Below are 20,489 nucleotides of genomic sequence, written 5' to 3'. Positions count from 1 at the left end.
CGCGGCGCGAGCCGCCGATCTGGTGGTCGTGACCGACGACAACCCACGAACCGAGAAGCCCGCCGCCATCCGCGCCGCCGTCCTCGACGGTGCACACTCCGTCCCGGCCGCCGAACGCGGCGAGATCCTCGAGATCGGCGATCGCGCCGCGGCGATCGACGCCGCAGTCGCGTGGGCCCGCCCGGGCGACGTCGTCCTCGTCGCCGGCAAGGGCCACGAGACGGGGCAGGAGATCGACGGAGTGAAGCACCCCTTCGACGACCGCGAGGTCCTCGGCGCAGCTCTCGACAAGTACCGGACCGCAGGACCCGACGGTGACCATCCGCCTGCTGCGGGCGGTTCGCATCACGGAGGCAAGGCATGATCCCGATGACACTGGCTCGGATCGCGGAGGTCGTCGGGGGCACCCTGCACGACGTCGACGATCCGTCCGCCGAGGTGACCGGTTCCGTCGAGTTCGACTCGCGACGGATCGGTCCCGGCGGCCTGTTCCTGGCGCTGCCCGGTGCGCGCTCGGACGGGCACGATCACGCCGCGGCCGCCGTCGCCGCCGGTGCGGTCGCGGTCCTGGCCGCACGGCCGGTGGGTGTGCCCGCCATCGTGGTGCCGCCCATCCCGCCGACCGAGACCAACGCCCTCGCGCTCGAACACGACAGCGACGGATCCGGCGCGGCCGTGCTCGCCGGCCTCGCGAAGCTCGCCCGCACCGTGGTGGACACGCTCACCGACGCCGGCCTCACCGTCGTCGGTGTCACCGGTTCGGCGGGCAAGACGTCCACGAAGGACATGATCGCCGCCGTGCTCGCACCGCTCGGTGAGGTCGTCGCGCCGCCCGGCTCGTTCAACAACGAACTCGGCCACCCCTGGACCGCGCTGCGCGCCACCGAATCCACCCGGTTCCTCGTCCTCGAGAAGTCGGCGCGGGGCCCCGGGCACATCGCGACCCTGACCCGCATCGCCCCGCCGCGGATCGGTGTCGTGCTCAACGTCGGTACCGCACACCTCGGCGAGTTCGGCTCGCAGGAGGTCATCGCCAAGACGAAGGGCGAACTCGTCGAGGCGCTGCCCAGCGCCGCCGAGGGGGGAGTGGCGATCCTCAACGCCGACGACACCCTCGTGTCGAAGATGGCGACCCGCACCACCGGACGCGTGGTGACCGTCGGGACCGGGTCCGGTGCCGCCTATCGCGCCGAGGACATCCACCTCGACGATCAGGCGCGTGCCTCGTTCACCGCCGTCGTCCCCGGCGCCGACGGACAGGAACGGCGCGTGCCCGTGCGCCTGGCCGTGCACGGCGAACACCAGATCGGCAACGCCCTGTCGGCGATCGCCGTCGCCGTGGAATGCGGTGCGACGGTCGAGCAGGCCGCCGAGGCGCTCGCGACGGCGGGTCCCGTCTCGGCGCACCGCATGGCGGTGCAGACCCGATCCGACGGGGTGACCGTCATCGACGACGCCTACAACGCCAATCCCGATTCCATGCGCGCAGCCGTGAAGGCCCTGGTCACCATGGCGCGGTCCGGTCCGGATCGCCGGCGCACCTTCGCGGTGCTGGGGGAGATGGCCGAGCTCGGGGACGACGCCGTCGTCGCCCACGACGCCATCGGACGTCTCGCCGTGCGCCTCGACGTCACCCGCATCATCGCCGTCGGTGCCACCCGCCCGGTCCGGGGTCTGTTCCAGGGCGCCGTGATGGAAGGATCGTGGGGTGAGGAAGCGAGCCACGTACCCGATGCCGACTCCGCGATCGCGTTGTTGCGCGACGAACTGCAACCGGGCGACATCGTGCTCGTGAAGGCATCGCAGTCCGTGGGACTGTGGACCGTCGCCGAGGCCGTCCTCGCGGACGACCCCGGTGCCGGAGACAACGACGCTGCTGTGGGGACGGAGGACGCCCGGTGAGACAGATCCTGTTCGCGGCGGGCATCGCGCTCGCAGTCTCGATCCTGCTCACCCCCGTCCTGATCAAGATGTTCTCCCGGCAGGGCTTCGGGCAGGAGATCCGGGTCGAGGGCCCGCAGAGCCACCAGTCCAAGCGCGGCACCCCCACCATGGGCGGCGTCGCGATCCTCGCCGGTCTGTGGGCCGGTTACTGGGGGTCGCATCTCATCGGCATGGGATACGACGCGGAAGGTCCCACGGCCTCGGGTCTGCTCGTGCTCGGCCTGACGACGGCGCTCGGCGGCGTCGGCTTCCTCGACGACTTCATCAAGATCCGCAAGCAGCGCAATCTCGGTCTGAACAAGACGGCCAAGCTGGTCGGCCAGCTGGTCGTCGCGGTGGGCTTCGGCATCCTCGCGCTGCAGTTCCGCAATGCGGACGGTCTCACCCCGGCCAGCACCGATCTGTCCTACGTGCGCGACATCGCCACGGTCTCGATGGGCTCGATCGTGTTCATCCTGTTCGTCTATCTGCTGGTCAGCGCGTGGTCGAACGCGGTGAACCTCACCGACGGCCTCGACGGTCTCGCTGCGGGTTCGATGGCGCTGGTGCTCGGCGCCTACGTCATCATCACCTTCTGGCAGTACCGCAACGCGTGCGCCGTGGAGCCGACCGCCGGGTGCTACGACGTCCGTGATCCGCTCGACCTCGCGTTGCTGTGCGCCGCCGGCGCCGCCGCCTGCATCGGCTTCCTGTGGTGGAACGCCGCACCGGCCAAGATCTTCATGGGCGACACGGGCTCGCTCGCCCTCGGCGGCATGCTCGCCGGTCTGTCCATCACGACCCGCACCGAGCTGCTCATGGTGGTCATCGGCGCGCTGTTCGTCGCGGAGGCCGCCTCGGTGGTCATCCAGGTCGCGGTCTTCCGGTCCAGCCGCAGGCGGGTGTTCCGGATGGCACCCTTCCACCATCACTTCGAACTCGGTGGATGGGCCGAGACCACGGTGATCATCCGGTTCTGGTTGCTCGCCGCCATCGCCTCGGCGATCGGTCTGGCCCTCTTCTACAGCGAATACCTCGCGGCGATCGGGGACTGACCGTGAACGACGAACTCGAACGGCTCAGAGGACGGGCGGTGCTCGTCGCCGGGGCAGGGGTGTCCGGCCGCGCGACGATCGAACCCCTCACCGATCTCGGCGCCCACGTCACCGTCACCGACCGCAACGAGCGGGCACTGGCCGAGTGCGCGGCGCTCGGCGCCCGGACGGTCGACCTCGACAGCCTCGTCGGCGACCCCGCTGCGCTGCGCGAGTTCGCCCTGGTGGTCACGAGTCCCGGATTCCCGCCCGACGCCCCGCTGCTCTCGCGTGCGGCCGGTGCGGCGATCCCCATCTGGGGCGACATCGAACTGTCCTGGCGTATCGACCGCGCCGAGGTCTACGGACCGGCCCGTCGGTGGCTGGTGGTCACCGGGACGAACGGCAAGACCACCACGACCATGATGCTGCACGCGATCCTCGAGGCCGCCGGTCTCGGCAGCGTCGCGTGCGGCAACATCGGTCTTCCCGTGCTCGACGCCCTGCGCCGCGACGAGCCGCGGGCGGACGTACTCGCCGTCGAGTTGTCGTCCTTCCAGCTGCACTGGGCGCCCTCGGTTCGGCCCGAGGCCGGCGTCGTGCTCAACATCGCCGAGGACCATCTCGACTGGCACGGCGGCATCGAGAACTACATCGAGGCCAAACTCGGTGCGCTCACCGGCGCCGTCGGGGTCATCGGTCTCGACGACCCGATCGCCGGTGGTCTCGGCGACCGGTCCCGTGCCGTGGTCACCGTGGGCTTCACCCTGGGCTATCCCCAGGAAGGCGAACTCGGGATCAGCGGCGAACTGCTCGTCGACCGGGCGTTCGCCGATTCCGCCGTGCTCGCCCGGGTGGACGACGTGACGCCGCCCGGCCCCGCCGGACTGTCCGACGCACTCGCGGCCGCAGCCCTCGCCCGGGCCATCGACGTGCCCGCCTCGGCGGTGCACGACGGCCTGCGACGGCACCGCGTCGGTCCGCACCGCGCCGCGCCGGTCGGGCAGGTCGACGGCGTCGAGTACATCGACGATTCGAAGGCGACCAATCCGCACGCGGCCCGCAGTTCGCTGCTCGCCCGCGACCGCGTGGTGTGGATCGCCGGTGGTCTGCTCAAGGGCGCCCGCGTGGACGACCTGGTCGCCGAGGTTGCGCCGCGACTGTCCGGAGCTGTGCTGCTCGGCCGCGACGCCGGCGAAATCGCCGACGCGCTGGCGCGACACGCCCCGCAGGTCCCGGTCGTCGTCGTGGACACGGGCGACGATGAAGCGATGACCGATGCGACGAGCGAGACCGACACCGCCTCGGTGAGCGCGACAGGCACGGCTTCGGTGAGGAGGGTTGCGGCGCCGGGAGCCGACGGCCCTGCCGCGATGCGCGTGGCGGTCCGGGAAGCGGCCGCTCTCGCCTCGCCGGGGGAGACGGTGCTGCTCGCGCCGGCCGCGGCATCGCTCGACATGTTCGCCGATTACGCGGAACGCGGCCGTAGCTTCGCGTCCGCGGTCGAGGAACTCCGCGGGGGCGGGACGCAACCGTGACCCCTCGGGCAGGAGCGACCCGAACAGGGGCGGCCACCGACGAACCGGTGGTCGGAGTACGCGGGCGCTTCGGGGCCTGGATGGCGCGACCGCTCGCGTCCTTCCACCTCGTGGTGACGATCGCCGTCCTGCTCACCGTGCTCGGACTCGTCATGGTGCTGTCGTCGTCGAGCGTCGGCGCGGTGGCCGCGGCGGGATCGGCCTACGGACTGTTCACCTCGCAGGTGATCTTCGCCGTCCTCGGCATGGTGATCTTCTACATCGCGCTGCAGATCCCGGTCCGTCTGATGCGACGCTTCGCCTTCCCGGCGTTCGCGTTCTCGGTCGTACTGCTCGTGCTCGTGCTCATACCGGGCATCGGTACGGTCTCGCAGGGCACCCGGGGGTGGTTCGTCATCGCCGGTATCTCGTTGCAGCCGGCGGAGATCGCCAAGATCACCCTTGCCGTGTGGGGTGCGCACCTGCTCGCCTCCCGGCGTGGGGAGAACTCGACGCTGCGCGAGATGCTCGTCCCGCTCGTCCCGGCCGCCCTGCTCGTGACCGGCCTGATCGTGCTCCAGCCCGACCTCGGCACCACCGTCTCGATCGTGATCATCGTGATCGCCCTGTTGTGGTTCGCGGGACTGCCGCTCAAGGTGTTCCTCGGGATCGTCGGCACGGCCGCCACACTCGCGGTGATCCTGGCCCTGACGGCCGGCTACCGCTCGCAGCGTGTGCGGGCCTTCTTCAACCCCGGCGACGACCCGCAGGGTGCCGGTTACCAGGCGCGACAGGCGAAGTTCTCCCTCGCGGACGGCGGCCTGTGGGGTCGCGGGCTCGGTCAGAGCCGCGCGAAGTGGAGTTATCTGCCCAACGCCCACAACGACTTCATCTTCGCGATCATCGGTGAGGAACTCGGTTTCCTCGGTGGAGTGGCCGTCATCGGCCTGTTCGGCCTGTTCGCCTATGTCGGACTGCGGATCGCGATGCGCTCGGCCGACCCCTTCCTGCGCCTGTTCACTGCGACGGCGACGACGTGGATCATCGGCCAGGCCTTCATCAACATCGGCTACGTTGTGGGACTGTTGCCCGTGACCGGCCTGCAGTTGCCGCTCGTGTCGGCCGGTGGCACCTCGACAGCGACCACCCTGCTGATGTTCGGTCTGATCGCGAACGCGGCCAGACACGAACCCGAGGCGATCGCCGCGCTGCACGCGGGGCAGGACGGCCGGTTCGCGCGACTGCTGCGTCTGCGCAAGCCGGAGGCCTACCGGGCCGGTCGCTCCTCGGCGGCGCGTACGGTCGCAGCACGACAGCCGCGAGCGCGGGCCGCGGCGCCCGAGCGCAGTGCCCGCCCCGCGTCGGGTGGTGGGGGATCGCGCAAGCGGCAGCCCCAGGTGCCCAACGAGCGGCAACGGGGAGCCGCGAAGGACCGCCGGACATCGGCGGGCCGGACGGAACCCCGGGAGGGGACCGGCCGGGCCCGGCGTACACAACCTGCACGCGAACCGGCTCGCGGCCGGCAGCAGACGAACCGCACGACACGCGGATCGAACGGACGAAGCGGAGAGAGAGGGAACCGTAGGTGAGTGGGGAGAGGCCGGCACTGTCGGTGGTGGTGGCCGGAGGCGGCACGGCCGGTCATATCGAACCGGCACTCGCGGTGGCCGACGCCGTCCGCGCACTCGTGCCCGACGCGCGGATCACCGCGCTCGGCACCGAACGGGGACTCGAGACGACGCTGGTGCCCCGCCGCGGGTATCCCCTCGAACTCATCCCACCGGTGCCGCTGCCCCGCAAGCCGACGGTGGACCTGCTGAAACTTCCCGGCCGGGTCGTCTCGTCGGTGCGCCGCACCCGGCAGATCCTCGACGAGGTCGACGCCGACGTCGTCGTCGGTTTCGGCGGGTACGTGGCGCTGCCCGCCTATCTCGCGGCCGGGGCCGGTCCGCTGCGTCGACGCCGGCGCATCCCGGTCGTCGTCCACGAGGCCAATGCCAGTGCGGGCATCGCCAATCGCATCGGTGCCCTGCGGGCCGAGCGCGTGCTCGCCGCCGTCCCGCGCTCGGGAATCGTCCGGCGCGGTGACGCGCAGATCGTGGGGATCCCGGTCCGCTCGTCGATCACCGGTCTCGACCGCGCCGGGCTGCGCGCGGAGGCACGCCGGCACTTCGGTCTGCCCGACGACGTACCCGTGCTGCTCGTCTTCGGTGGGTCGCAGGGTGCACGCTCGCTGAACGAGGCCGTGTCCGGTGCGTCCTCGGCACTCGCGGAGGCCGGCATCGCGGTGCTGCACGCGCACGGACCGAAGAACACCGTGGACATCCCCGCCCATGCCGGTCACGCCCGCGCCCCGTACGTCACCGTGCCCTATCTCGAACGGATGGACCTCGCGTACTCCGCCGCCGATGCGGTGGTCTGCCGGTCCGGGGCCATGACGGTCGCGGAGGTCTCGGCGGTGGGTCTGCCCGCCGTGTACGTGCCGCTCCCGCACGGGAACGGTGAACAGGAACTCAACGCCCGCCCCGTCGTCGAGGCCGGCGGTGGCAGGATCGTCGCCGACGGCGACCTGAGTTCGGACTATGTCGCCACGGAAGTGGTGTCGCTGCTCGGCGACGAGCGGAGACTCGTGGAGATGGGGCGCAGCGCCGCGGCCGCCGGTCACCGCAGCGCCGCGGACGAGATGGCGCGCATAGTGCTCGAGGTTGCCGGAGTGGAACCGAACAGGAGTGAACGATGAGTGCGCAGTTACCCGCCGAGCTCGAGCGGGTGCACATGGTCGGTATCGGCGGTGCCGGGATGTCGGGCATCGCCCGGATCCTGCTCGCCCGTGGGGGACAGGTATCGGGTTCCGACGCGAAGGAGAGCCGCGGTGTGCTCGCGCTGCGGGCCCGCGGCGCGCAGGTCCGCATCGGCCACGCCGCCGAGGCTCTCGATCTGCTCGAGGGTGGTCCTACCGCCCTGGTCACGACGTTCGCGGCCATCCCGAAGGACAATCCCGAACTGGTCGCCGCCCGCGAGCGGGGCATCCCGATCCTGTTGCGACCCGCGGTCCTCGCCTCGCTGATGCGAGGGAACCGCACCTTCCTGGTCTCCGGCACCCACGGCAAGACCTCCACGACGTCGATGCTCGTCGTCGCGCTGCAGCACTGCGGCTTCGATCCGTCCTTCGCGGTGGGCGGTGAACTCAACGAATCCGGGACCAACGCCCACCACGGCAGCGGGGACGTCTTCGTCGCCGAAGCCGACGAGAGCGACGGCTCGCTGCTGCAGTACGACCCGAACACCGTGATCGTCACGAACATCGAGGCCGATCACCTCGACTACTTCGGCACGCCGGAGGCGTACACGGCGGTCTTCGACGAGTTCGTCGCCCGCATCGCCCCCGGCGGCCTGCTCGTCGTCTGCCTCGACGACCCCGGCTCGGCGGCCCTCGCCGAGCGCGTCGTCGCCCTCGGCCGCGACGACCTGCGGGTGCAGGGTTACGGCACCGCCGACGTCATCGGCACCGCGGGCGACCACCGCGGCGTTCCCGTCGGGGTGCGGCTGCTCGGCTGGGAGGCCAAGGATGTCGGCGGCGTCGCCGAGTTCCACCTCGCGGGTGAGGATTCGCCGCGCACCGTGCGACTGTCCGTCCCCGGCCGGCACATGGCGCTCAATGCTCTCGCCGCGCTGCTCGCCGCGCTCGAAGCCGGAGCGCAGGTCGACGAGGCGCTGGAGGGCCTCGCCGGTTTCGGTGGTGTGCACCGGCGGTTCCAGTACACCGGCCGCGAACACGGCGTGCGGGTGTTCGACGACTACGCCCACCATCCCACCGAGGTCCGCGCGGTCCTCGCGGCCGCGGCCGAACTCGTGGCGGGAGAGCCGCTGCGCTACACCGAGACCGGCACCGAACGGCCCCGCGTGATCGTCGTCTTCCAGCCGCATCTCTACTCGCGCACCGAGGCGTTCGCCACCGAGTTCGGACAGGCTCTCGACCTCGCCGACGAGGTCGTGGTGCTCGACGTCTACGGCGCCCGGGAGGAACCGATCCCGGGTGTGAGCGGTGCGCTGGTCGCGCGGGCGGTGAGCCAGCCTGTGCACTACCAGCCGAATCTGTCCGCGGTGCCGCGGCAGGTCGCGCGTCTGACCCGGCCGGGTGATGTCGTGATCACGATGGGTGCCGGTGACGTCACGATGCTGGGCCGGCAGATCCTCGACGCGCTCCACAGCAAACCGGGTCGTTTCCGTCCGGCCGGGGCGGCTCCCGAGCCCGGCGGATTCCGCGCACCAGGCGGTTCCGGACCGGGGCCGATCGGCTCGTGACGCCCGCCGCCGTCTCGTCACGCCGCCGTCGCGGACGACCGTCACGCGAACCGCGTGAGCCCGACGAAGCCCGCGAACGCAGCACCGCCCGCCGCCCGTCCGGGCGGTCGGTGCGCCTGCGGACGGTACTGCTCGGGGCGGCTGTCGTCGCGGTGCTCCTCGGCGCCATCGCGGTGGCCTGGCTGTCGCCGTTGCTGTCCGTGCGGGTGATCGAGGTGGACGGGATCGAGGTCGTCACCTACGACGAGGTGGTCGACGCGCTCGCGGTCGCCGAGGGCACGCCGCTGCTCCGGGTCGACACGGCCGCGGCGGCCCAGCGGGTCGCGACGATTCCGCGTGCGGCGTCGGCCCGGGTCCAGCGGGTCTATCCCTCCACCGTCCGGGTGACGGTGACCGAGCGCGAGGCGATGGTCTTCTTCGACGCCCCCGACGGCACCCACTCTGTCGACATCGAGGGAGTGGACTTCGCGGTCGAGCCGCCTCCGATGTTCACTCCCCGTCTCGTCACCCCGACGCCGGGCACCGGCGATCCCGCGACCCGCGCCGCCGTGGAGGTGCTCGACAAGTTGCCGCCCGACCTGCGCGTGCAGGTGGAGACGGTCGAAGCGCCCTCCCCGTCCGACATCTCGATCGTCCTCACCGACGGGCGTGTCGTGGTGTGGGGTGGAACCGATCGTTCCGAGCGGAAGGCGGCGGTCGTCGGCCCGCTGCTGACACAGCCGGGGGAGCGATTCGACGTGGCGAGTCCCGACCTGCCGACGGTGAGGTGAGGGATCGACGAAATTCGTCCGGCGTGTCCGGCGCGTCTACTGGCTAATCCCGGTACCCGTGCCATAGCGTTTCGGACAGTCGCGTTACTTGACATAACCTTCAAGCTGTGGTTGAGGGTTTGTCGGGGCAGCGCGCTGCGGAGCCGTCCGCCCGACCGGCGGACGTGACCGACATCGAGCCAGACCCAGACCCAGCACCACCCGGACACCATGCACCACCCGGAACTTCAGGAAGGCGAGAGCACATGACGCCCCCGCACAACTACCTCGCCGTAATCAAGGTCGTCGGTATCGGCGGTGGCGGCGTGAACGCGGTCAACCGCATGATCGAGCAGGGACTCAAGGGAGTCGAGTTCATTGCCGTCAACACCGACGCGCAAGCCCTGCTCATGTCGGATGCCGACGTCAAGCTCGACGTCGGCCGCGAACTGACCCGCGGACTCGGCGCCGGCGCAGACCCGGAGGTCGGCCGCAAGGCCGCCGAGGATCACAAGGACGAGATCGAAGAAGTGCTCAAGGGCGCCGACATGGTCTTCGTGACCGCAGGCGAGGGTGGTGGAACCGGTACCGGCGGCGCTCCCGTCGTCGCGAGCATCGCCCGCAAGCTCGGCGCGCTCACCGTCGGTGTCGTCACGCGTCCGTTCTCGTTCGAGGGCAAGCGCCGCGGCAGTCAGGCCGACACCGGCATCCAGACGCTGCGCGAGTCCTGCGACACGCTCATCGTCATCCCCAACGACCGGCTCCTCCAGCTCGGCGACGCCGCCGTCAGTCTCATGGACGCCTTCCGCTCTGCCGACGAGGTGCTCCTCAACGGTGTCCAGGGCATCACCGACCTCATCACCACCCCGGGTCTGATCAACGTCGACTTCGCCGACGTCAAGGGCGTCATGTCGGGTGCCGGCTCCGCGTTGATGGGCATCGGCTCGTCGCGCGGTGAGGGTCGTGCGATCAAGGCCGCGGAGGCCGCGATCAACTCGCCGCTGCTCGAGGCGTCGATGGAAGGCGCGCGCGGCGTGCTGCTGTCGATCGCCGGCGGATCCGATCTCGGCCTGTTCGAGATCAACGAGGCTGCCTCGCTCGTGCAGGAGGCCGCGCACATCGACGCCAACATCATCTTCGGCACGGTCATCGACGACTCGCTCGGCGACGAGGTCCGCGTGACCGTCATCGCCGCCGGCTTCGAGGGCGGAACGCCTGCCCGCCGTCCCGTCGAGGTTGGCCAGCAGCAGGGGCAGGCGCAACAGCAGCCCCCGCAGCAGCAGCCGGCCGGTCGGCCCGGTGCGATCGGCGTCGCGCGCGCCGGCGAACTCGGCCGTCCCGAGCGCGAGACCGTCGAACCCACCCCCGTGCGCGAGCAGCCCCCCGTCGGCAACCAGCCGCCGGCCGGAGGCGGCAACGCACCCCGCAGCGTGGACATCGACGACGACGGTGACGACGACGTCGACGTGCCGATCTTCATGCGCCGTTGACGGCTCCGCACCGCCTGCTGCGCGCCCGCCGGGTCGTGACCACACGAGCCGGCGGGGTGTCCGCAGCTCCGTACGACAGTTTCAACCTCGCCGACCACGTCGGTGACGACCCGGCCGCAGTCGCTGCCAACCGGCGGCGGCTCGCGTCCGTCATCGGGCTGCCGCCCGAGCGGTTCGTCTGGATGGAACAGATCCACAGCCGCAACGTCACCGTGGTCGACGGGCCGGTGTCCGAACCCGTTCCCGCCACCGATGCGCTCGTCACCCGCGAGACCGGGCTCGCGCTCGTGACCCTCAGCGCCGACTGCGTGTCGATCCTGCTGTCCGACGAGGTGGCCGGGGTGATCGCCGCGGTGCACGCCGGCCGGGTGGGGGCGCGCATCGGGATCCTCCCGCGCGTGCTCGACGTCATGGTCGATCTCGGCGCCCGCCCCGATCGTATCGGTGCGCTGCTCGGACCGGCCGCGAGTGGCCGGCAGTACGAGGTGCCCGCGGCGATGAGGGCCGATGTCGAGGCACACCTGCCCGGCAGCGCGACCCGCACGAACCGCGGTACTCCCGGACTCGACCTGCGCGCCGGACTGCGCCGCCAGCTCGCCGATCACGGCGTGACCGCCGTGGTGGAGGATCCGCGCTGCACGATCGAGGACACCTCGCTGTTCAGCCACCGGCGCTCGGCACCCACGGGGCGGTTCGCCTCGGTCGTCTGGCTCGAGGAGGCCGGCGAGGAGGGAACGGCGTGATCGCCCCCACCTCCGAGGAGCGGCGCGACGAACTCGCCGGACGTCTCGCCGCCGTATGCGAGCGGCTCGACGCCGCGGCGCGCGCCGCCGGACGTGATTCGTCGGACGTCGCGTTGCTGACGGTCACCAAGTTCTTTCCCGCCTCCGACGCCGTGCTCCTCCACGAGCTGGGATGCGAACGCTTCGGCGAGTCCCGCGAGCAGGAGGCGAGCGCGAAGATCGCCGAGTTCCGGGAGAGCGTCGACGCGCCGGTCGAGTGGCACATGATCGGGCGGGTGCAGCGCAACAAGGCCCGTGCCGTCGCCCGTTGGGCGCACACGGTGCACTCGGTCGACAGTCTCCGTCTCGTGCAGGCCTTCGAGAAGGGGGTGCGGGCCGCCCTCGACGCCGGCGAACGCACCGTACCGCTGCGGGCACTGCTGCAGGTCAGCCTCGACGGCGACCGGGAGCGCGGCGGCGTGGTCGCCGAGGATCTTCCCGCCCTCGCCGAGGCGGTCGCCGCGTCCGAGGTCCTCGAACTCGGAGGCCTGATGGGAGTGCCGCCGCTCGGGTGGGAGCCGGAGCGGGCATTCGAGCAGCTGCACGCCATGCATGCACGGTTGCTGCAGGACCACCCGGCGGCGGTGGAGCTGTCCGCGGGCATGTCGGGTGACCTCGAGCACGCGGTTCGATGGGGTTCGACGTGCGTGCGTGTCGGAACGGCGGTCTTGGGGTATCGACCGTTAGCCTGAATGACATCCGCCGCGCGAGGGAAAGGCGATCGATGAGCACACTCCACAAGTTCAAGGCGTACTTCGGGATGGTGCCGCTCGAGGATTACGAGGACGAGTACCTCGACGATCCGGCGAGTGGCCGCCGCGACCGTGATCGCGACTACGGCGAGGCCACCTATGGCGGCTACGCGCCGTCGCATCGCGACGAGTACGCCCCGTCGCACCGCGAGGAACCGGTTCGTGAGTTCGAGCACGACGAGTTCGACCGGTACGAGCCGGCACCGCGTCCGCGGGTCGAACCCATCACGGCCCGCAGCCCCCGTCCGGCGCCCACCCCGGCCCGCGCGGTTCCCAGCCGTGCACCACTGACGGCGGAGAGCCGGCTCGAGCGCGCCGAGCCCCGGCGTGGTGCGCTCTTCGACGAGGGAGGTCCGTTGTCCAAGATCACCACGTTGCGTCCCCGCGACTACAGCGAGGCGCGCACGATCGGTGAGCGTTTCCGCGACGGAACGCCGGTCATCATGGACCTCGTCGAGATGAGCAACGCCGACGCCAAGCGACTCGTCGACTTCGCGGCCGGGCTCGCCTTCGCGCTGCGCGGTTCGTTCGACAAGGTGGCCACGAAGGTCTTCCTGCTCTCGCCCGCCGACATCGACGTCTCCGCCGAGGAACGGCGGCGTATCGCCGAGACCGGCTTCTACAACCAGCAGTAGTCGACGCGCGCTGCGCGGGCGTGCACCCGGCACGTCCGTCGCGGCATGCCCGTCGCCGTCCCTCGAGCGTTCCGACACGCCCGGCCATGATGCAGATCACTGCAGGCCGGGCGTTTCGGTTTTGATCGACCCGTCATCGTCGGGCATTGTGGGCAGGTGGCCGTTTTCGAGGTGCTGTGGTTCCTGCTGTTCATCTTCTGGCTTCTGCTGATCGGACGGATCATCGTCGAGTTCATCAGAACCTTCGCGCGGGAGTGGAAGCCGTCCGGCTTCGTGGTCGTCGTTCTCGAGGCGATCTTCACGGTCACGGATCCGCCGGTGAAGCTGCTGCGGAGACTGATTCCGCCGCTCAATCTCGGTGGTGTACGGCTCGATCTGTCCATCATGGTCTTGCTGTTCATCGTGTATTTCCTCATGGCATTCCTGCCCAGGGGCGGCGCAGCATGATGCCTGCGTCCGACGTCGTGTCGGGCCGTCCCGGAGCTGCCGTGTGCCACAATGGAGTGCCATATACAGTGGGTTTTGATACGCGTAACGCACTGTCGATTACTCAGAACGCCTGCTTGACCGCTTACTCGACGCGTGAAGGGATCCTTCCATGCCGCTGACACCAGCTGATGTGCACAATGTCGCGTTCAGCAAGCCTCCGATCGGGAAGCGTGGTTACAACGAGGACGAGGTCGACGCCTTCCTCGATCTCGTCGAGCAGGAGTTGACGAACCTCATCGAGGAGAACGCCGACCTGCGTCAGCGGGTCGCCGAACTCGACCAGGAGCTCGCCGAAGCCAAGAAGGCGCCGCGCAGCGCGTCGTCGTCCGCGCCGGCGGCCCCGTCCAAACCCGAACCCGCGCGTGTCGTCGAGACACCCAAGCCGGAACCCGCTCCGGCGCCGGCTCCGGCACCCGCCCCGGTCGCCGCTGCGCCGTCGAGCGGCGACGCGAGCATGCAGGCCGCCAAGGTCCTCGGACTCGCGCAGGAGATGGCCGACCGCCTCACCGGCGACGCCAAGGCCGAGGCCGAGGAACTCGTGCGCAACGCCCGGACCAACTCCGAGCAACTCGTCTCCGACGCCCGCACCCGCAGCGAGGCGATGATCGCCGACGCGCGGCAGAAGTCCGACGCGATGCTCGCCGATGCACGCACCCGTTCGGAGACCCAGCTGCGTCAGGCCAAGGAGAAGGCCGACGCGCTGCAGGCGGACGCGGAGAAGAAGCACACCGAGATCATGGCCACAATCAACCAGCAGCGTTCGGTGCTGGAGGAGCGCATCGAGCGGCTCAAGACGTTCGAGCGTGAATACCGGGTGCGCCTGAAGTCCTATCTGGAGTCACAGCTCGAAGAGCTCGAGCAGCGCGGTTCCGCCGTTCCGGTGGACGGTGGACAGGAAGTGTTCAACCAGTCCAACTCGTCGTCGTCGTTCGGATCGTCGTCCTTCGCGAAGGGCAACAGCTGACCGACGGTCTCTCCGGCTGGTGCTGTACGGCCTGGTGCTGTACCTCGGTAGAGGAGGAGCGTCGTGCTCGTCGTCACGCTGGTACTCGCAGCTGTCGGATTCGGTCTTCTCGTGATCGCGTTGATGACCGGTTCGGTGCTCTGGGCATGGGGTTGTATCGCGGTGTGCGTCGTGGGAGCGGTGCTCCTGCTGGCGAGCGCGCTCGGCGGACGGAGTTCGGCCGAAGGTGAGTGGGCCGATCCCCGTTCCGTCGGGCAGGCCGGAGCCTCGGGCGGACGTCCCGGTCGGCGTGCACCGCGCCGGCGTCCCGGCGACCGGAATTCTTCGGATCGCTGAAGCGTCCTACAATATGCATCACCGAGCGTGAAGCTCGATCCCGCGATCGCGGGCGGCGTCGATCCGGCCATCACCGGGGAGCCTCCGGAAGAACGGCGACCTTGCCGGTCGCCCAGTAGAACCGGACGGGTGGGCCCGTCACAGCCCGTACGAGTGGCCGTCCCTCGGGACGTGCAAGCGGGGTGGTACCGCGGTGGCCGTGCACGCGCACGGCGATCGTCCCCGTGCCGAGACGTATCCAGGCACGGAGGAGCCACGCTGTGACCGAGAACCACGCTGCACCGGATCCCACCGCAGCAACCGCCGGCAGTACTGCCGGATATCCGCGCGTCGACTACGACCTGCCGCGCGATTCGGGCGTCGACTTCCCGGCGCTCGAAGAATGTGTGCTCGCACAGTGGGCCTCCGACGGCACCTTCGAGGCCTCGCTGCGCAACCGCGACGGCGCCGACGAGTTCGTCTTCTACGACGGCCCGCCCTTCGCGAACGGACTCCCGCACTACGGGCACCTGCTCACCGGCTACGTCAAGGACGTCGTCCCGCGTTTCCAGACCATGCTCGGCAAGAAGGTCGACCGTCGCTTCGGCTGGGACTGCCACGGCCTGCCCGCCGAGCTCGAGGCGGAGAAGCAGCTCGGCATCAAGGACAAGTCCGAGATCGACTCGATGGGCCTGGCCGAGTTCAACGCCTACTGCAAGCAGTCGGTGCTGCGCTACACCGGTGAGTGGCGCGACTACGTCACCCGCCAGGCACGCTGGGTCGACTTCGACAACGACTACAAGACCCTCGACCTCGACTTCATGGAGTCGGTCATGTGGGCGTTCAAGTCGCTGTACGAGAAGGGCCTGATCTACCAGGGCTTCCGCGTGCTGCCCTACAGCTGGTACGAGCAGACGCCGCTGTCGAACCAGGAGACCCGTCTCGACGACGCCTACAAGATGCGTCAGGACCCGGCGGTCACCGTCGACATGGTGCTGCGCGCCCCCGGCTCCGAACTCGACGGCGCGTGCGCGCTCATCTGGACCACCACGCCGTGGACCCTGCCGTCCAACCTCGCGATCGCGGTGCACCCCGAGATCGAGTACGTCGCCGTGCGCGGGGCCGACGACGAGACCTACCTGCTCGCGCAGGATCGTCTCGGCCACTACGCCCGCGAACTCGGCGAGGAGCCCGAGGTGCTCGGCCGTTACCGCGGCACCGACCTCGTCGGTCTCGCCTACGAGCCGCCCTTCGACTTCTTCACCGGCCGCGAGAACGCCCATCAGGTGATCGCCGCCGACTACGTCACCACCGAGTCCGGCACCGGAATCGTCCACCTCGCACCGGCTTTCGGTGAAGAGGACATGGAGTACTGCCAGCGCCACGGCATCGAGCTCGTACAGCCGCTCGATCCGGGCGGCAAGTTCACCTCGATGGTGCCGCCGTACGAGGGCCTGCAGGTCTTCGACGCCAACCCGGTCATCATCAAGGACCTCAAGGCCGCCGGAAAGCTGTTGCGGCACGAGACCATCGAGCACTCCTACCCGCACTCGTGGCGGTCGGGTCAGCCGCTGATCTACATGGCGGTGCCGTCGTGGTTCGTCGCCGTCACCCGTTTCCGCGACCGCATGGTCGAGCTCAACCAGCAGATCACGTGGGTGCCCGAACACATCCGCGACGGTCAGTTCGGCAAGTGGCTCGAAGGTGCCCGCGACTGGAACATCAGCCGTAACCGCTACTGGGGCAGCCCGATCCCGGTATGGATCTCGGACGACCCGGAGTACCCGCGCGTCGACGTCTACGGTTCGCTCGACGAACTCGAACGCGACTTCGGCGTGCGGCCCACCGACCTGCACCGGCCGATGATCGACGAACTCACCCGGCCGAATCCCGACGACCCGACCGGGAAGTCGACCATGCGTCGCGTCCCCGAGGTCCTCGACTGCTGGTTCGAGTCCGGCTCGATGCCGTTCGCCCAGGTGCACTATCCCTTCGAGAACCGCGACTGGTTCGACACGCACTACCCGGGCGACTTCATCGTCGAGTACAACGGCCAGACCCGCGGCTGGTTCTACACGCTGCACGTCCTGGCCACCGCGCTGTTCGACCGTCCCGCCTTCAAATGCGTTGCCGCCCACGGCATCGTTCTCGGCGACGACGGCCTGAAGATGAGCAAGTCGAAGGGCAACTATCCCGACGTCAACGAGGTCTTCGCCCGCGACGGTTCCGACGCGATGCGCTGGTTCCTCATGTCCTCGCCGATCCTGCGCGGCGGCAACCTCGTCGTCACCGAACAAGGTATCCGCGAGGGGGTGCGACAGGCGCTGCTGCCGCTGTGGAACGCGTGGAGCTTCCTGCAGCTGTACGCGTCGAAGCCGGGCACCTGGCGGACCGATTCGACGAACGTGCTCGACCGGTACATCCTCGCCAAGCTCGCGCAGACCCGCGACGTCATCACCGAGGCACTCGAGACCGTCGACATCGCCGGGGCGTGCGACGAGCTGCGCGCCTTCTGCGACGCGCTGACCAACTGGTACGTGCGCCGCTCGCGGAACCGGTTCTGGGACGAGGACACCGACGCGATCGACACCCTCCACACGGTGCTCGAGGTCGTCACGCGCCTGGCCGCGCCGCTGCTGCCGATGGCGTCCGAGGTGATCTGGCGGGGTCTGACCGGTGGTCGGTCGGTGCACCTGGCGGACTGGCCGGCGGCCGACGACCTGCCCTCGGATCCCGCGCTCGTCGCGGCGATGGACGAGGTGCGCGGGGTGTGCTCGACCGTGCTGTCGCTGCGCAAGGCCCAGAAGCTGCGCGTGCGGCTCCCGCTGCCCGAGGTGACGGTGGCGACGCCTGGTTCGGCGCATCTCGATCCGTTCGTCGACCTCATCAAGGACGAGGTCAACGTCAAACGGGTCGTGACCACCGACGACGTCGAGGCCCACGGCCGGTTCGAGGTGGTCGTCAACGCGCGTGCCGCCGGTCCGCGTCTCGGCAAGGACGTGCAGAAGGTCATCAAGGCCGTCAAGGCGGGCGACTGGACGCAGGCGGAAGACGGCACGGTCACCGCGGCCGGCATCGCCCTGCTGCCCGAGGAGTACACCAGCCGTCTGGTCGCGGCCGAGCCGGAATCCACCGCCGCGCTGCCGGGTGGCAACGGCCTGGTGGTCCTCGACACGGCCGTCACCGAGGAACTCGAGGCCGAGGGCTGGGCCAAGGACCGCATCCGCGAGTTCCAGGACGCGCGCCGCAACCTCGGCCTGGAGGTCTCCGACCGCATCTCGGTGCGGTTCGAGGTTCCCGCCGAACGCGCCGAATGGGCTGCCCGCCACCGGGATCTGATCGCCGGCGAGATCCTCGCCACGACCTTCGAACTCGGTGCCCCCGAGGGCGAGGCGATCGAACTCGGCGAGGGAACCCGCGCGTGCATCGTCAAGGCGTGACCGGGCCGGTGCTTCCCGGGAGGACCGAGCGTCCTTCCGGAAGCACCGGTCTGCGGCCTCCCACCGGACGTGTGGGTGCGGCGCACTAGTCTCGACACGTGCCCGCTTCCGTGAGTCGGCGCTGGGTGTTGCACCTGGATCTCGACGCGTTCTTCGCGTCCGCCGAGCAGTTGACCCGGCCGACCCTGCGGGGCCGGCCGGTCCTCGTCGGTGGGCTCGGTGCCCGCGGGGTGGTGGCCGGCGCGAGCTACGAGGCCCGCGTCTACGGTGCGCGCTCGGCCATGCCGATGAGCCGGGCACGGCGCCTCGTGGGACCGGCGGCGGTCGTGCTGCCTCCGCGCGGAATCCTGTACCGCGAACTGAGCGGACTCGTCTTCGACACCCTGCGCGCTCGGATCCCCATTCTCGAGACCCTCTCGCTCGACGAGGCGTTCGCCGAACCTCTCGAACTGGCCGGCGCCGACGCCGACGAGGTCGAACGCTTCTGTTCGGAGCTACGCGAACACGTCAGGGAGAAAACGGGTCTCGTCGCCTCCATCGGAGCCGGATCGGGTAAGCAGATCGCGAAGATCGGGTCCGGTCTCGCGAAACCGGACGGGCTGCTCGTCGTCCGGCCCGAAGGCGAACTCCCGTTGCTGCACAGCCTGCCGGTGCGCAAGCTGTGGGGGATCGGTCCGGTGGCCGAGGACCGGTTGCGGCGACTCGGTATCGAGACCATCGGCGATCTCGCGGCGCTGCCCGTCGCCGAGGCCGCGTCGATCCTCGGCGGCACCATCGGGCCGGGACTGCACCGGCTCGCCAACGGATTCGACGACCGGCCCGTCGCCGAACGCGCCGAGGCGAAACAGGTCAGCGCCGAGACCACCTTTCCCACGGACATCGTCGCGATGCCCGGACTGCGACGGGCGATCGCCGCGTCCGCGACCGCCGCGCACACACGCCTGCGCAAGGACGGGCGTGCCGCCCGCACGGTGGTGCTCAAGCTGCGCAAGGCCGACATGTCGGTGCTCACCCGGTCGTCGACCCTGCCCTACGCCACCGAGGACGTGCAGGTGCTCACCGCCGCCGCCCAGCGCCTCGCGCTCGATCCCCTCGAGATCGGCCCCGTCCGGCTCGTCGGGGTGGGTTATGCGGGGCTGTCCGCGATCGCGCAGGACACCCTGTTCCCCGAACTCGACCGGACGACGACCGAGGAGACCGGACCGGCCGAGGAGGACGACGAGGAGCGCATCGCGGCGAGCGGGCCGGCCACCCGGTGGACGCCGGGCGCCGACGTCTGCCATCCCGAATTCGGGCACGGATGGGTGCAGGGCGCGGGCCACGGCGTGGTCACCGTCCGCTTCGAGACACGCAGCACGGGTCCGGGACCAGCGCGGACGCTCGACGAGAACGATCCCGACCTCACCGTCGCCGACCCGCTCGCGAGCCTGAACTGAAACATGTTCCCGGCGCCCTCATGGTCTTCTTACTACCGCCGGGTACTCTTGCGGGCGATCCGCTGCCGGATGACCGAGCACGACGAACACATCGTGCACGACCGAACGAGAAGGACGAGAAGTTGAAGCTTCGCAAGATCACCGTCGCCACCGTGGCGCTCGCCGCCGCCCTCACGATGTCCGCCTGCAGCTCGGACGACGGCGGTAGCTCCTCCGAGACGACCGCGAAGACCAGCACGACCACGACCGCCGCGGCTCCGGCCGTCGACTACCCGCCGGTGCCCACCGTCGAGGAGCTCAACGCCGACCTCGCGCGCGCCTTTGACCTGAGCGTCCCGGCCGCCGAGAAGACCGACCTGGTTCAGGGTGCCGAGGAGGATCCGGAGCTGATCAACATGGTCGCCCAGGCGGCCAACGACGCCGGTGTGCAGGTCAACGTCGTCGACGTGACCGACAACGAGAACGGCACGATCACCGCCGGTGTCGAGATGGCGCTCGCGGGCAGCGACCAGCCGTCCTTCGGCACGGTCGACTTCGTCGCCGAGGACGACACCTGGAAGGTGTCGAAGGACTACGCGTGCTCCATCGTCATCAACATGGCGCAGCTGCAGTCCCCGGCCTGCGCGTGATGTAGTACTCGTCCCGAACGAACCGACGG

17 protein-coding genes and 1 pseudogene (1 of these 18 cut by a window edge) are annotated in these 20,489 nt (G+C 70.0%); all 18 read left to right on the top strand.

Features of this window, described 5'->3' with window-relative positions; all coding sequences use genetic code 11:
• A pseudogene (locus tag ACLBYD_RS23335) lies at positions 1–364 on the top strand (UDP-N-acetylmuramoyl-L-alanyl-D-glutamate--2,6-diaminopimelate ligase) (it extends 1,270 nt beyond the left edge of the window).
• A complete protein-coding gene (locus ACLBYD_RS23330; RefSeq protein ID WP_447818325.1) occupies positions 361–1,902 on the top strand; it encodes a UDP-N-acetylmuramoyl-tripeptide--D-alanyl-D-alanine ligase in 1,542 nt (513 codons plus the stop codon). The pseudogene ACLBYD_RS23335 and the gene ACLBYD_RS23330 overlap by 4 nt, the downstream one beginning before the upstream one ends.
• Positions 1,899–2,978, top strand: a complete 1,080-nt coding sequence (mraY, locus tag ACLBYD_RS23325; RefSeq protein ID WP_016693810.1) for a phospho-N-acetylmuramoyl-pentapeptide-transferase — start codon at positions 1,899–1,901, stop codon at positions 2,976–2,978. Before ACLBYD_RS23330 ends, mraY begins: the two co-directional genes overlap by 4 nt.
• Positions 2,979–2,980: 2 nt before the next feature.
• Complete coding sequence (gene murD, locus ACLBYD_RS23320) at positions 2,981–4,495, top strand: UDP-N-acetylmuramoyl-L-alanine--D-glutamate ligase (RefSeq protein ID WP_447818324.1); 1,515 nt, start codon at positions 2,981–2,983, stop codon at positions 4,493–4,495.
• An 80-nt stretch (positions 4,496–4,575) separates the two neighbouring features.
• A complete protein-coding gene (gene ftsW, locus ACLBYD_RS23315; RefSeq protein WP_447818356.1) occupies positions 4,576–6,063 on the top strand; it encodes a putative lipid II flippase FtsW in 1,488 nt (495 codons plus the stop codon).
• Positions 6,060–7,214, top strand: a complete 1,155-nt coding sequence (murG, locus tag ACLBYD_RS23310; RefSeq protein WP_447818323.1) for an undecaprenyldiphospho-muramoylpentapeptide beta-N-acetylglucosaminyltransferase — start codon at positions 6,060–6,062, stop codon at positions 7,212–7,214. The genes ftsW and murG overlap by 4 nt, the downstream gene beginning before the upstream one ends.
• Complete coding sequence (gene murC, locus ACLBYD_RS23305; RefSeq protein WP_447818322.1) at positions 7,211–8,779, top strand: UDP-N-acetylmuramate--L-alanine ligase; 1,569 nt, start codon at positions 7,211–7,213, stop codon at positions 8,777–8,779. Before murG ends, murC begins: the two co-directional genes overlap by 4 nt.
• Positions 8,776–9,549 (top strand): cell division protein FtsQ/DivIB, encoded by a 774-nt coding sequence (locus ACLBYD_RS23300; RefSeq protein WP_372477557.1) that lies wholly within the window; start codon positions 8,776–8,778, stop codon positions 9,547–9,549. The genes murC and ACLBYD_RS23300 overlap by 4 nt, the downstream gene beginning before the upstream one ends.
• Before the next feature lie 245 nt (positions 9,550–9,794).
• Complete coding sequence (gene ftsZ / locus ACLBYD_RS23295; protein ID WP_447818321.1) at positions 9,795–11,018, top strand: cell division protein FtsZ; 1,224 nt, start codon at positions 9,795–9,797, stop codon at positions 11,016–11,018.
• A complete protein-coding gene (gene pgeF / locus ACLBYD_RS23290) occupies positions 11,015–11,761 on the top strand; it encodes a peptidoglycan editing factor PgeF (protein WP_016691805.1) in 747 nt (248 codons plus the stop codon). The genes ftsZ and pgeF overlap by 4 nt, the downstream gene beginning before the upstream one ends.
• A complete protein-coding gene (locus ACLBYD_RS23285; protein WP_447818320.1) occupies positions 11,758–12,492 on the top strand; it encodes a YggS family pyridoxal phosphate-dependent enzyme in 735 nt (244 codons plus the stop codon). The genes pgeF and ACLBYD_RS23285 overlap by 4 nt, the downstream gene beginning before the upstream one ends.
• Positions 12,493–12,524: 32 nt before the next feature.
• Positions 12,525–13,187: a cell division protein SepF gene (locus ACLBYD_RS23280; RefSeq protein WP_006554133.1), complete on the top strand. Its 663-nt coding sequence runs from the start codon at positions 12,525–12,527 to the stop codon at positions 13,185–13,187.
• A 156-nt stretch (positions 13,188–13,343) separates the two neighbouring features.
• Positions 13,344–13,634 carry a YggT family protein gene (locus ACLBYD_RS23275; protein ID WP_006554132.1) on the top strand — a complete coding sequence of 97 codons (291 nt, stop codon included), beginning with the start codon at positions 13,344–13,346 and terminating at the stop codon, positions 13,632–13,634.
• Positions 13,635–13,785: 151 nt separating this feature from the next.
• The gene (gene wag31, locus ACLBYD_RS23270) at positions 13,786–14,640 is read left to right on the top strand and encodes a DivIVA-like cell division protein Wag31 (protein WP_016691808.1); all 855 of its coding nucleotides are present in this window, start codon (positions 13,786–13,788) and stop codon (positions 14,638–14,640) included.
• A 63-nt stretch (positions 14,641–14,703) separates the two neighbouring features.
• On the top strand, positions 14,704–14,976 hold the full coding sequence (locus ACLBYD_RS23265; RefSeq protein WP_120283218.1) for a hypothetical protein: 273 nt from the start codon (positions 14,704–14,706) through the stop codon (positions 14,974–14,976).
• A 260-nt stretch (positions 14,977–15,236) separates the two neighbouring features.
• Positions 15,237–18,395 (top strand): isoleucine--tRNA ligase, encoded by a 3,159-nt coding sequence (gene ileS, locus ACLBYD_RS23260; protein WP_447818319.1) that lies wholly within the window; start codon positions 15,237–15,239, stop codon positions 18,393–18,395.
• 125 nt (positions 18,396–18,520) lie between these two features.
• Entirely contained in the window at positions 18,521–19,831 is a 1,311-nt protein-coding gene (locus ACLBYD_RS23255; RefSeq protein ID WP_447818355.1) for a DNA polymerase IV, read from the top strand.
• A 122-nt stretch (positions 19,832–19,953) separates the two neighbouring features.
• Positions 19,954–20,460 carry a hypothetical protein gene (locus ACLBYD_RS23250; RefSeq protein ID WP_024101260.1) on the top strand — a complete coding sequence of 169 codons (507 nt, stop codon included), beginning with the start codon at positions 19,954–19,956 and terminating at the stop codon, positions 20,458–20,460.
• The last annotated feature ends 29 nt before the right edge of the window (positions 20,461–20,489 follow it).

Source organism: Rhodococcus sp. C26F (assembly GCF_053345925.1).
The sequence above is the reverse complement of the archived record's forward strand: the minus strand, read 5'-3'. Positions and strand labels throughout refer to the sequence as shown.

What these genes read in the sequence shown, in the direction of transcription:
- ftsZ (WP_447818321.1), top strand. Translation starts at nt 9,795, where the DNA reads ATGACGCCCCCGCACAACTACCTCGCCGTAATCAAGGTCGTCGGTATC.
- ftsW (WP_447818356.1), top strand. Translation starts at nt 4,576, where the DNA reads ATGGCGCGACCGCTCGCGTCCTTCCACCTCGTGGTGACGATCGCCGTC.
- ACLBYD_RS23330 (WP_447818325.1), top strand. Translation starts at nt 361, where the DNA reads ATGATCCCGATGACACTGGCTCGGATCGCGGAGGTCGTCGGGGGCACC.
- ACLBYD_RS23280 (WP_006554133.1), top strand. Translation starts at nt 12,525, where the DNA reads ATGAGCACACTCCACAAGTTCAAGGCGTACTTCGGGATGGTGCCGCTC.
- murC (WP_447818322.1), top strand. Translation starts at nt 7,211, where the DNA reads ATGAGTGCGCAGTTACCCGCCGAGCTCGAGCGGGTGCACATGGTCGGT.
- wag31 (WP_016691808.1), top strand. Translation starts at nt 13,786, where the DNA reads ATGCCGCTGACACCAGCTGATGTGCACAATGTCGCGTTCAGCAAGCCT.